The sequence below is a fragment of the Methanosarcina barkeri str. Wiesmoor genome (genome assembly GCF_000969985.1).
Classification (GTDB): domain Archaea; phylum Halobacteriota; class Methanosarcinia; order Methanosarcinales; family Methanosarcinaceae; genus Methanosarcina; species Methanosarcina barkeri_B.
Window position 1 is genome coordinate 1,477,600 of sequence record NZ_CP009526.1, and the last position, 12,387, is coordinate 1,489,986.

The 12,387-nt window shown below is 35.5% G+C and carries 10 protein-coding genes; 4 read left to right on the forward strand and 6 right to left on the reverse strand.

The window, feature by feature from the left end:
• Positions 1–206 precede the first annotated feature (206 nt).
• The 5 genes from MSBRW_RS06370 to MSBRW_RS06390 all read right to left on the reverse strand — a co-directional run bounded on the left by MSBRW_RS06370 (position 207) and on the right by MSBRW_RS06390 (position 6,876).
• Positions 207–2,195 (reverse strand): hypothetical protein, encoded by a 1,989-nt coding sequence (locus MSBRW_RS06370; protein WP_011308453.1) that lies wholly within the window; start codon positions 2,193–2,195, stop codon positions 207–209.
• On the reverse strand, positions 2,176–2,775 hold the full coding sequence (locus MSBRW_RS06375; RefSeq protein ID WP_011308452.1) for a hypothetical protein: 600 nt from the start codon (positions 2,773–2,775) through the stop codon (positions 2,176–2,178). Before MSBRW_RS06375 ends, MSBRW_RS06370 begins: the two co-directional genes overlap by 20 nt.
• A complete protein-coding gene (locus MSBRW_RS06380; protein WP_011308451.1) occupies positions 2,765–3,721 on the reverse strand; it encodes a hypothetical protein in 957 nt (318 codons plus the stop codon). Before MSBRW_RS06380 ends, MSBRW_RS06375 begins: the two co-directional genes overlap by 11 nt.
• Positions 3,722–4,386: 665 nt before the next feature.
• Positions 4,387–5,535: a sulfopyruvate decarboxylase subunit beta gene (gene comE / locus MSBRW_RS06385; protein ID WP_011308450.1), complete on the reverse strand. Its 1,149-nt coding sequence runs from the start codon at positions 5,533–5,535 to the stop codon at positions 4,387–4,389.
• A 90-nt stretch (positions 5,536–5,625) separates the two neighbouring features.
• Positions 5,626–6,876, reverse strand: a complete 1,251-nt coding sequence (locus MSBRW_RS06390) for a cysteate synthase (RefSeq protein WP_011308449.1) — start codon at positions 6,874–6,876, stop codon at positions 5,626–5,628.
• Positions 6,877–6,993: 117 nt separating this feature from the next.
• Between MSBRW_RS06390 and MSBRW_RS06395 the strand changes: the two genes are divergently transcribed.
• A complete protein-coding gene (locus MSBRW_RS06395; RefSeq protein ID WP_048103058.1) occupies positions 6,994–7,185 on the forward strand; it encodes a hypothetical protein in 192 nt (63 codons plus the stop codon).
• A gap of 42 nt (positions 7,186–7,227) precedes the next feature.
• Here the strand turns inward: MSBRW_RS06395 and MSBRW_RS06400 are convergent, their stop codons facing one another.
• Entirely contained in the window at positions 7,228–7,686 is a 459-nt protein-coding gene (locus MSBRW_RS06400; protein WP_011308448.1) for a hypothetical protein, read from the reverse strand.
• A gap of 207 nt (positions 7,687–7,893) precedes the next feature.
• Here MSBRW_RS06400 and MSBRW_RS06405 point away from each other — a divergent pair, with 207 nt between their 5' ends.
• From MSBRW_RS06405 to MSBRW_RS06415, 3 genes are all read left to right on the forward strand, one after another.
• A complete protein-coding gene (locus MSBRW_RS06405; protein WP_011308447.1) occupies positions 7,894–8,106 on the forward strand; it encodes a zinc ribbon domain-containing protein in 213 nt (70 codons plus the stop codon).
• Positions 8,107–9,144: 1,038 nt separating this feature from the next.
• A complete protein-coding gene (locus tag MSBRW_RS06410; protein ID WP_011308446.1) occupies positions 9,145–11,409 on the forward strand; it encodes a PAS domain S-box protein in 2,265 nt (754 codons plus the stop codon).
• Between the two features lie 405 nt (positions 11,410–11,814).
• Positions 11,815–12,300 (forward strand): PAS domain-containing protein, encoded by a 486-nt coding sequence (locus MSBRW_RS06415; protein ID WP_011308444.1) that lies wholly within the window; start codon positions 11,815–11,817, stop codon positions 12,298–12,300.
• Positions 12,301–12,387 lie beyond the last annotated feature (87 nt).

A 12,387-nucleotide genomic window follows, 5' to 3' on the forward strand; every position in this document is an offset into this window, starting at 1 on the left:
AAGCAACAACTGTCCTGTATATCATCCAGTATTTTTTCATCTTTCTCTCATATAATACTCTTACAATTTGTAATTCTTGTTTTATAGATATCAGTTTTTTTAGGTGGTCGTGTCCCAAACCATTGACGTAATTTTTTATTTATTCATTCTTTATGTTTTTCTCTTTTTTCTTTTCGGCGAAGTTCCGCAGAACTTTTCAATAACTGTTATATTTTTTTTAACAAGAAGTCTTTCTTATTTATCATTTCATATTTAATGTATTTTGCAAGTAAATCCTTTTCATTAGGGTTAAACGTAGTCAAAATAATTTGCCATTCATCAATATTTGGAATTTTTGTTATAATCTTCACGAAAGCTCTAATGTCATTATCATCTAAATTTTGTTGTTTTGGCTCATCCAAAATTAAAAGATTAGGATATCTTATTCTATCTACATAGGATAATTTTATAGAAGCTTGAAGTAAAGCCAAATAATAACTAAGAATTATCCTTATGTAATCGCTTGAACTGCTAATGTTGGAAATATCATAAATTTCTAAAGAAGGTGTATAATTATCAGATGAATAGAGTTGTATTTCATGTGTTAAACTATCGTTTGCAGTAAATAAGTGTAAATCTTTTGAATTTAAAATAAAAAAGTTTTTTATTGTTTCTAAAATTTCTGTATCTGTTACTGATTTCTCGTACTCTTTTATTTTTTGTTCAATTTGCATTTTATAGTCTTCATTGTTATCAATTTTATTTTGGAGTGGAATCAAGTTATTCCATTTTGCTAATAAGCTCTTATAATTCAAAATTTCAGAATAAATTTTATCTATTTCTCTAGCCAAATCTCTTAAATTTTGGATTTCTTGCCCAAGATAAGTTTTCATTTGGAAATCTAACATATTCTTTAAGTGTTCCTCATCCGAATTCAAATTCTGGAGAGTCTGCAACGTTTTTTCTAGTTCCAATTCTCGGGTTTCTAAGATCTTAACGAAAGAAGCCTTTTCATCTTCTAAAAATAATAAGTTCTCGGTTGCAGTGGAACTATTATTGATCTCTGATTTGCACAATTTACAATGTAATTCGTCGCTAAAATTTAATTTTGACTCACAAACAGGACAGCGGGTAATATTCAAATCAAAATTAATTTTCTCAATTTGTTCCAATTGCTTATTCTTTTTTTTGTTAATTTCAATTTTTGCAATGTAATTTTTATAACTATTAATTTCTCTAATTAAATCTCTCTTTTTTTCCAAAATTAGAGTCTTTGAATTTATAATTTGCCTTAATTTATCCCTTTTAGAGTTTGCAGAAGAGTCAAATGCATCCTTGTTATCATAGATAACTCTAATTTTTTCTTCTTTTTCTTTTAGGAGATCTTCCAAGCAACTTATTAAATTATTTATTTCATACCTGCCAAATCCAATTTTATCAACTATAAGTTTACCATCATCAACAGTGGCATTTCCTTGTGCAAGAATGTGGTTCTTTATAAAATCCAATTCTGCTTTTAAGTTTTTGATCGTGGTACTAATTTCTTTTTTCTGTAGTTCAAGCAGATGTATATCGAACTTTTCGAGACCAAACAAATATTCAAAAGATATTTTTTTTACATCTCTTATATTGTATCGAGTAATCTGACGTGCTTGTATTTGAGACCAACCAGCTTTTTGTTCAATGAAAAAAAGTGGTACTAAATTCTCAAAATACAACTTCTTAGTGTCTCCGTCATATCCCAAAACTTCAACGATTTCCCATTTCAAAAAATTAAATAAAAATCTCTGAAATCCATATTCATCCATTGTTCCATTACCTAAGATATAATTCTTAGAATCACTAACGGAATGAAATTGCTCCAAATTACAGTCTTTTACAGTACAAATATCTTTCTTTCCCTTGATATTCCGTTTAATAGTAACAGTTGTATCTGAATTATTTATTTCTAAAAGTAGATGAGATTCAATAATTTTTTTTCCTTCAATCTTGTCATAAAACTCAGGTTTAAATGGATTATCTTTGTTTTTAAATATACCGAGGCTTTTCTCAGCTCCTAATCCATATAAAATACCTGTGATTATACTACTCTTGCCGACAGAATTTGGCCCATAAATAATATTTAGACCCTTTTTGAATTCAATTAGAGCCCCATAGTTTGAATTATCGGCACACAGGATTGAGTACTCTAACTTGTTAATAAATAAGTTTCTCATTTTCTCGCCAATAAGTTTTTGGGATTACTTCTGTAATTATTTGTTTAGTTTTACTTTCCTCAATCTTTCCATTAAATAAATTTAGGAAATCAGTTTCTTCTTTAAAAATATTTTGTAATTCTTCAGATAATTTCATACCCTTTTTTAAAATTTTAATTTTTACCGCTTTTGATGTTTTTTTTGTTTCAATAAAATCTCGAATTGACAAGAATAGGAACATGTCGTTAAATCTAAGATCCCAAGGAACACTTTTGTATTGAATCAAGTAATAATCATTTTCAATATTCTTTTGATTTTTCCATGAACTCAATTTATTCAAAAAATCTTTTTTGTTCTTGAAATACTCAAAAATAAACTTTGATTGATAAGCATTATTCCTCAAAATAAAATCTATACAAGCAATTAATTCTTTACTAATACCCTTATCAACATTTACCATCCCTAGAATAAGGAGTATTCTACAAGCCCGGTAAACAATAGAATCTTCTGGCTGTTTATATATAGGTCTGTCCAAATTGATACTAACTTTTAAGTTTTTTTCTTCAATTCTACTTATTAAAAAGTCAATGTCAGAATTCATTTTTTCTCCAATCAAGGGGGCATTCAGCAGCCAGTTCAAAGATGATTCCATGAAGTAATTTTTCGATGTCTCCTGTGTAGTTCCCATTTTTAAAGAAAATATCCAAATCTTCTTTTGCTTCATCAAAGAAATCATAGAAAAATTTTCGGGAATTATATTCATTACAAGTATTGAATTTATCTGTCAACCTATCTGCTTTGATCCTCAAATTCTCTTGCCAATCTAAGATTTCAGATCTCAACTCATTGTTATTATCTTCTAATTCTTCTAGGTAAACTTTATAATCACAGCGATATTTATGATATCGCAGTCTTACTTTATTTTCTTCTGGAAGAACTGCATTTAATTTTAAATCTAAAGTAGTTCGAAGAATTTCTTTTTCATTAGGATCTCGATTTGAATCGAGAATCTTTATTCTATTTCCCAGATCACGAGCTTTTTTCTGAGTTATCAAACTGTTAATCAATGATTTCGTTCGTCTTATTACTTTATTGCTGTCGATCAGGTCTGAGTAATTATATCCATATAACTCATAAAAAATTTTATTATTAAGAGCGAATAATTCTTTAATATTATTAGTTGTATCCCATAAACTAATAGGAAACCTAAATTTGTTTTTAATATTTTCTAGTGTGTTATCATTTATGTTTGAAATTTGTACCTTTGGGGATATTGCTATAAATGCATCAGGACTGTATGCAGAACTATCTAACTCAAAAATCTTTCTAAGGATAGAGTTAAAATGTAGATCAGATGAATAGTCTTTACACTCAAAATAAAAATTCCTTACGTTATCATCATCATCAAAAAATTGAACTTTAATATCGAATCCAAATTGTGCGCCACTATTTTGCCTTCGAACACCAATTAACTGGAAATCCATTTCTTCAAATAACCATTTAAAATGGTTCTCTGCTAATATCTCTAAATTGTCACCTTTGGACATTATAGAAGACTATACCTGATTACTTATTAACTTTTTTAAATAATTATCAATTTAATAAAATTTTATAGAGCTTTGAGTTACATATGAGAAACAAAGTATTTTTTATTAAACTTAAATAATTTATATTTAGTTTACAGTTGATGGAAAAAAATAATTCCTTATAATCCTGCGAAATATCCTCAAACTAACATTTCCGAGAGTAGGACAATTACCATTTTTAAATATATCTCAAATTTGACAGATTCTTCTAATTAATACAGTATTTTTTTACAAATGCAGGAAATCATTCAAAAGAAGTTAAAACTTATTTCGTCATAAATCTCAATCTTAAGAGAGTAAAGGTTGATGAAATCTGGCCATATATAAAAAAGCAAAAAAATGTAACTAAAGAAGGCTCTGAAGAGTGTGGTGATGTCTACTCACTTACAGCAAAATTAAATGTGACGCAAGACTGTTTCTTTTTCACCATGAAGGAAAACGTAGTAAGAAGACACTATAGAGTTAATTAGTAAGGTTAAGAAGATGCGTCCCGCATCTTCGCCTATTCCTGTAATCCAGGTACATGACCGTTTTTTAGATACCAGTTTTTTAGATACCAGTTTTTTAGATATCAGTTTTTTAGATATCAGTTTTCAGAACCTCTTTGCTTTAAACCTCTTCAGGCCTCAAGCTTTTAAAGCCTCTTTGAAGCGCTTTGTAACCTCTTCAGGGCTCAGGGGGATATTGGGTGCTTTTGTATTTCCAGGCTTCAGGATTACATGGATAAAGGAAAGTTCCTGCATGGCCCGAAACTTCCTGAAAGCTTCTATTAACTCCTCTGGACTGTTTACCTTAGCCGTATTTCGAATTCCGCAAGCAGTTGCAAAAATTTCCAGGTCAATATAGCGGAGAGCACAGGTTTCCTGCGAGCCTGTGGAGCCATAGGCGCCATTGTCAAGGCAGATAACTATCAGGTTCTTCGGAGTTTCTCTGGCAATTTCGAGCAGGGCGTTGGGATTCATAAGCAGGCTGCCGTCTCCGTCAAAGGTCACAACCGTCTTCTCGGTTCTAAGAGCAAGGCCAAACCCTATCGACGAGACGAGCCCCATTGAACCAAACATATAAAAGTTGAGTTTTCTGTCCCTGCAAGCATAAAGTTCCTTGCAGGGAACCCCCAGATTTGTCACCGTAATTTCATCATCGAGTTGAGAAGCAATTGCACAAATCGCATCGTTCCTGAGCATTAATGGCCTGAGGGTTTCCCTTGTAAGATTAAAACTACATGCTCTTTCCATAATCTCTGGTTTTTCGGGCAGTCCAGCCGCTTCCCAGGCACAACAATCCGAACTTTCCCAAACTTTCGGAGAAATCAGGGCTATATGTGGCCTGAGGTTCTCAAAAGCGTCTTTTATTACGGTTTCAAGGAGAGGCAGCTTTTCGGCTTCGTCAATTATTGAATATTCCAGGCCTGCTCCTTCAAGGATTGCAGGGAGATGGGCGCCAAGCGGAACCTGGGCTTCGATGCCTTCAGCGTAAACCCCGCGCCAGCTTGCCAGAACAGGTAAGGGGATCCTGCAGATTAAGTTCAGAGATTCTAGGGCATTAATCATATTTCCAAGCCCGGTACTCTGGATAAGCATCATGGGCTTTCCCCCTGCGAGATAAAACCCGGCACAAATGCCCACGCCGTTTTCTTCTCTCGTTAACTTGATTTCAGGAAAATTTTCCGAAACCAGGGGAAGCAGGTTTTTGATCCTGTCGCAGGGCAGAGTTGCGGCAAGGTCGATACCTGACTTTTTCATTATTGCTATGACTTCTTCTTCCGGATTTGCCATGCACATGCCTCTTCAGCTTTCTTTATTTTTTTACTGGTTTTTGGAGTTTTTTGGACTCAGATCTTCGGCTTGTCTAGATCTTCAGCTCATCTAGATCTTCAGCTCGTCTAAGGAAATATCAGGATTTTTAGCAGTAGCTACCGGCTCGATCTGATAAAGTGTGTAGTCCTCTTTCAGGCGTTTATATCCTCCGCCTGCAAGGTTCAGAAGAATAGTTTCATCCTTACTAACATTTCCTTCTTCCACAGCTTTTAATAGGGAGGCTGTTGCAACTGCTGATGGAGGGAGAATGTCGATTCCTTCAAGAGATTCGAAAAGAGCCTTAGCTTCAAGGGCTTCTTCTCTGGTAATTGCGTACATTATTCCGTCAGTGTCGGTAAGTGCATCGTATAACCCGCCCATAACCCCATATGGTGGAGTACGGTTGGTAAGCACGGTTGCATAGGTTTCTTCTACCTGTTTCTTTGCATCCTTCATGTCAAGTTCGGGAATAATTTCTCTTCTTTTTTCCTGCCAGGCATTGTACATGGGAACAAAAGGAAGGTTCTGGGCAAGCTGGAGTTTCGGGAGTTTTTGCCCGAACCGCCCATCGGTTCTGAGACGCATTGCAGCTTCCCATACTGAAATTCCTCCTGTACCGCTTCCTACTGCCTGGAAGTAGTGATCAGGCATTTTTCCTATAGTTACTGCTGCATCCAGCATCACAGTGCCCATTCCATCTCTTCTGGCGATATTTCTTGCTCCACCTTCGGATACCATACCAGGCAGCTTTGCAATCCTGCCTGCGAGATTGATAGCGTCAGTGTAATCGTTTCCTGGACTCATACTGATGAGATGGACAGATTCAGTAGGCTCCTCAGGCAGCCACAGCTTCGAAGCTCCGGATTCCGGTACAACTATGTAGACATCAGTTCCTGTCAAAGCCGATACGTGCGCAAAGGCCCGACCGGTATTTCCTGCAGAGGCAAGGACTACGGCTTTTCCTCCGGTCTCTTTCAGGAGTTGCATGGTTGGGTGGGCTTCAAGTTCTTTAAAACTGCAGGTTTTAATGAAAGCCCCTCTTTCAGGCCAGTACCCGCTGAATCCTATATAAAGGTTAGAGAGCCCGAGTTCTCTAGCAAAAGCTTCACTTTTGTAAGTTATGGGTCCTGCATCCGTAGTGAGTTCTTCCTGGACCGGGAGCCAGGAATGAAACCTTCCAATACCTGGCTGGTTTCTTAACACCAGTCTTTTTTCTGAGTACTCCGCCCGTAAAAAGGCGTTATCATTCTCACAGGTGAGTCTGTATTCCTGGCCGTACTCTCTTCCGCATTTAAGACATTTCAGTTTGAAGTTTCCCATCGCTATCACAGAAAATTAGGCTTCTAATTAAATATGTATTCCTGAAATGCGGATAAAATTCTCTTTTTGTGCTATATTTTTGAGTTAGTTGTCTTATTGGGAAATTTAACTCCACGAATGAGAAGAGAACCACTTTATTGGATTAACAAAGGAACGAGAAATAAACTGGAAAGCAAAGACGGAGGAATGGAAAGGAAAAATGGAGTGCCGGAAAGAAGATTATTGAAGGACGAAAGAAGACTATTGGAAAACGAAAACAGGCTATTAAAGAACGAAAGGAGACTATTGAAGAAACCAAAAGTAAACTAGTAATTAAAGTTAAGCAGGTAATTTATAGCTCGCCTCTTTTACTTAATAAAAGACCGGCGGAGTGACTTTTACATTTTCATAACTCCTTGTCTTGCCTTTAGGAGGATAAACAAACGTGACAACGTCAGACTGCACCCCTAATTCATATGGATCACACAGGTAGTTTCCGGCCTCTTCTCTAGAAATGTTTAGTACCTGGAGCGAGGCACTTGATATTCCTATCGTTTGAATCTTTACTCCCTTAAATTCGGAGAAAATTTCCTTTATCTTGGGCTCCAGGTTTTTGCTGCCAAAAAGTGATATATATGCCTGAGCAAAGGGATTGAGATGGTAGTCTATGTAAATGGTCGCATTAGTCTTCTCAAACTGAATTACCATATTGTCAACGTGAATGTATTTTCCTTCTTTGAACTGATCTGCGCCGGTTCCAGGGACGAATCTAGCAGCTAGTAGAATGGATGAGATTAGAAGGGCAATTACAATTATCGGTTTTGTTTTCATGGTTCTTATTTAGTAATAATCCTTTTTTCTAATATCTCTTTCCTGTAAATCTTTTTCTGTCAGGCCTGTTTTTCTTTAAAACTGAAACGATGTTATTTTTATTGGGATCTGGGCGATAGTTAGACTCTTTGCAACACCATTAAATATCGCAACACTAAAGGTATCCCACCTTTTGGATTATCTAAAAAAGAATAAAGAGGCCATAAAATGAGTAAAGATATTCATTTCATCTGCCCCAAATGCGGAAATACCACCTACGAAACCGGCGAGATCCGCACTACAGGCGGCTTTCTCAGCAAAATCTTCGATGTCCAGAACAAAAGATTTACCCATATCACCTGCAAGCGCTGCAAATACACCGAATTATATCAGGCTGACAGCAGTATGCTTGGAAATATTTTCGATCTGTTTACATCGTAATGAAGTTGAGATAGGATTTTTAGCGGATATAGGATTTTTAGCGGATATTACTTTTTTCTACCTTTTTTCTACCTTTTTTCGTTTTTTGATTGTTTAGAGGGTCCACCAATAGTTGGTCGATGTTTCCAGAATATTCATACGTTCACATCTTGCTCTCACTTTTTGCTTTATGTACATTCAATTTCCTGTACACAGGGCAGCTTAAAAAGTAGATGCAAATAAACAAAAATACTCAAAGATAAAGTATTAACCAGTTAGTGAGGCGCGACCAAAAATTTTATTCCAAGTAAAGATGGTAAAGTGTATAAATATTTAAATAAAGAATTTTATATTTTCATAATTTATTGAAAACTTATTTATTTTATGCCTCATAATACTTTATAATCTATTCATTGCACATTATCTTCCAAACTTGATGATATCATAATCAATGAGTACTTTAACGTAAACACAATTAATTCTGTATTAATTTAAACCCTAATATATTATTAAGAACACAATTAATTCTATTAATTTAAACTCTAGTATTTTATTCAGTACTCGCAACAATACATGAAATATAAATTTGCGTGCAGTAGCCCCATACTAAAGTACAAGGTATGTTTCAGACCGCCTGCTTGCTTTTCTGGGATTAACTTAGTATCCTTTTACAAGACTTTCTTAGTGCGAAGTTCCATTGCCAACTTCTGTAACCTGGTACCAAGAAACCTTATTTTACAAGAAGCAATGGCACATAGATTTATATGAAACAAAAAAAGAGGTGAGGGATTACTTTATCCTAAACCTGAAGATCAGGGTATACAATGACCCTCTGCACTTCCATGGTGCGTTCTCATTGTACTATATATATCGTCATAAAAAAGAGCCTGAAGAGAATAAGCAAAATCAAAAATTGGGCGATTTCAGGTAATGAGTTTAAATTTTATTGCTAGTGTAAAAAATGACAGGAATGTTAAAAAAGTATACAATAAAAGGAATAATTGCTAAGAAAAATCAATTGGCAAGCTGAAATCAATTATTAAGTGGACGATATAAAATATGAGTCCTAAAAATACTAACGATCAGGAGCCCATATCCTATCAGGCACTAATGGATGAAAACCGTGCCTTAAAAGATAAAATCCAGAGCCTGAGAGCACACCTAGAGGAAGCTGAAGAACTTGAGTGCTCTATAATCAGCAAAGTGGGTCCGGAGCGCGAGTTGAGTAAGACTTTCCGTGAGTCACTTAACTCCATCAATCTGACAATTCATTCAATCCTTGATTTCGACGAGATTATGAAAAAAATTGTTTCAGAAGCAGCCAGGGCAATTGGGAGTGAGACTGCCGCTATTTTTCTTAAAAAGGGCACCCGTTGGGTTCTCAGCTATTCACATGGTTTTCCAGAAGATATGATTGGATTGGGAATGAATGACGAGGAAGAACCTCATATTGCACTTGCAACTAAAACTAAAAAACCGGTCGCTATTAACGATGCCTTTAATGATGAAAGGGTAAATCGCGATTATATGAGGAAATGGAACGTTCGTTCCGCACTGGTTGTACCTCTTATAACCAGAGATGAAGTTATCGGTGTGATCTTTTTCAACTTTCACAAATCTACTTTTGCATTTAGTGACGTCCATATTAGTTTTGGGACGCAGCTTGCGTCATCTATATCACTAACCTTGGAAAATTTCCGCCTGATTGAGAATCTTAAAATAGAACTTGTCAAACACAAGCAAGCTGAGGAGGCATTACGCGAAAGTGAGGCAAAGTATCGGCAGATTGTGGAAACCTCTCAGGAGGGTATATGGTTAACTGATAACAGCAATCGAACAGTTTTTGTCAACCAGAAAGTCTCTGAAATGCTGGGCTATAGTATAGAAGAGATCCTGGGACGGTCGCCTCAAAAGTTCATATCCCCTGAGTTTAGCACAGGGATGGAGGATAGACTGCGCGAGTATATGCCGGAAGTTAACCGCTTGGAAGTTAACCGCTTGGAAGTTAACCGCTTGGAAGTTAACCGCTTAATTGACTATCGGTTCACCCGAAAAGATGGATCAGATCTATGGTGCATTCTTTCCTTCAGTCCATTATTCGATGATCAAGGAAAATACGCAGGGTCATTGATCATGATTATGGACATTACCGACTGCAAGCGAACTGAAAAAGCCCTTAAAAAAGCCTACAATAGTTTAGAAGAAAAAATAAAAGAACGCACAGCAGAGCTGAAAATTGCTTACAGTTCATTAAAAGAAAATGAACGAAGTCTTGCTGAAGCTCAAGAGCTTGCTCATATTGGAAATTGGTGTCGCAATATTGAAACCGGGGAAGTACGCTGGTCTGATGAAGTTTATCGTATTTTTGGATTTAAGCCTCAAGAATTTGGCGTCACCTACGATATGTTTTTGAGCCGTGTACATCCAGATGAGCGTGAGTATTTAGTTGAAGTAGTCAAACAAGCTTTAGATAAAAAGTTCTTTGACGCTGAATATAGAATAATCCGACCTGATGGAGTAGAGCGTATACTGCACGAGGATATCAAAGTTATTTGTGACAATGAGAATACTCCAATTCGACTGAATGGGACAGTTCAGGATATTACTGAACGTAAAAAAGCAGAAGAAGCTCTGATAAAACTCGAAAAGACCCGGATAAAGGAAATTCATCATAGAATCAAAAATAACTTACAGGTAATCTCTTCCCTGCTGGACCTCCAGGCTGATAAGTTCAAAGATGAATCGGTTAGAAAAGCTTTCAGTGAAAGCCAGAACCGTGTATTTTCAATGTCTCTTATCCATGAAGAACTCTATAAAGGGGATGAAGCCTGTTCACTGGACTTTTCTTCCTATCTAGAAAAGTTAGCTGAAAATCTATTCAGGACTTACAGCACTAGCGGCAAAAGTATCCACCTGAATACGGATCTGGAAGAAAACACATTTCTTGACATGGATACTGCTGTCCCATTGGGCATAATAGTTAATGAACTCATTTCTAACTCCTTAAAGCATGCATTTACTGAAAAAAAAGAAGGAGAAATTCAAGTCCGTTTTTTCAGGGATAAAGAAAAGTGTAACGAAATGCACAGTTTAATATTCAGCCTGATAATTTCGGATAACGGAATAGGAATTCCTGAAGACCTGGATTTAGAAAATATCAAGTCGCTTGGCCTGCAATTAGTAAATATCCTTGTAGACCAGTTAGACGGAGAACTTCAACTGAAAAGGGACAATGGTACTAATTTCACATTGAAGTTCTCAGTAAAAGAAAAAGCAAATCAGGCATGTCAACAGCCCTACATCAATTCGTTAAACAAAAAATGACTTCAAGCCTGTATTTTACTTTAGAATTTAATTAATTTTTTCTTATCATTTCAGTGAAGAACTTGGTTTCTATAACAGAATGAGTGCAAATACAGAATGAGTACAAATACAGAATGAGTGCAAATACAGAATGAGTGCAAATACAGAATGAGTGCAAATACAAAATGAGTACAAATACAGAATGAGTACAAATATAGAATGAGTACAAATACAGAATGAGTACAAATACAGAATGAGTGCAAATACAGAATGAGTACAAATTTGCTGATTGTTTTTTATTATATATAAAGTTAATATAATATTAAATTTCTAATTTGTTTATTAATATTAAACTTTTATTTTTTAAATTGACTTTTTGATAATTTATTGGAAAAATATTTATTTTTTTACATCATAAATATATGCATGAGTTACAAAGACACTACAAATCAGGAGTCTATATCCTATCAGGCTCTAGTAGATGAAAACCACGCCTTAAAAGATGAGATACAGAATCTGAGAGTACATCTAAAGGATGCTGAAGAAAGGGAAAGAAGTCTTACTGAAGCTCAAGAAATTTCTCATATTGGAAATTGGTGTCGCAACATTGAAACCGGGGAAGTACGCTGGTCTGATGAAGTTTATCGTATTTTCGGATTTAAGCCTCAAGAATTTGGCGTCACCTACGATATGTTTTTGAGCCGTGTACATCCAGATGAGCGTGAGTATTTAGTTGAAGTAGTCAAACAAGCTTTAGATAAAAAGTTCTTTGACGCTGAATATAGAATAATCCGACCTGATGGAGTAGAGCGTATACTGCACGAGGATATCAAAGTTATTTGTAATAATGAAAATATTCCGATTAGGCTGAACGGAACAGTTCAGGATATTACTGAACGTAAAAAAGCATAAAAAGCTTTGATATGATTCAAAATTGATCGTTTATTAGCCAGTACTGGACAGTATCGTCTTTACGGGAGCTTTTCACGCTCGACGAAG

Bases quoted from the DNA above. Each gene is read 5' to 3' on its own strand.
- MSBRW_RS06370 (WP_011308453.1), bottom strand. From the start codon at position 2,195: ATGAGAAACTTATTTATTAACAAGTTAGAGTACTCAATCCTGTGTGCC.
- MSBRW_RS06375 (WP_011308452.1), bottom strand. From the start codon at position 2,775: ATGAATTCTGACATTGACTTTTTAATAAGTAGAATTGAAGAAAAAAAC.
- MSBRW_RS06380 (WP_011308451.1), bottom strand. From the start codon at position 3,721: ATGTCCAAAGGTGACAATTTAGAGATATTAGCAGAGAACCATTTTAAA.
- comE (WP_011308450.1), bottom strand. From the start codon at position 5,535: ATGGCAAATCCGGAAGAAGAAGTCATAGCAATAATGAAAAAGTCAGGT.
- MSBRW_RS06390 (WP_011308449.1), bottom strand. From the start codon at position 6,876: ATGGGAAACTTCAAACTGAAATGTCTTAAATGCGGAAGAGAGTACGGC.
- MSBRW_RS06395 (WP_048103058.1), top strand. From the start codon at position 6,994: ATGAGAAGAGAACCACTTTATTGGATTAACAAAGGAACGAGAAATAAA.
- MSBRW_RS06400 (WP_011308448.1), bottom strand. From the start codon at position 7,686: ATGAAAACAAAACCGATAATTGTAATTGCCCTTCTAATCTCATCCATT.
- MSBRW_RS06405 (WP_011308447.1), top strand. From the start codon at position 7,894: ATGAGTAAAGATATTCATTTCATCTGCCCCAAATGCGGAAATACCACC.
- MSBRW_RS06410 (WP_011308446.1), top strand. From the start codon at position 9,145: ATGAGTCCTAAAAATACTAACGATCAGGAGCCCATATCCTATCAGGCA.
- MSBRW_RS06415 (WP_011308444.1), top strand. From the start codon at position 11,815: ATGAGTTACAAAGACACTACAAATCAGGAGTCTATATCCTATCAGGCT.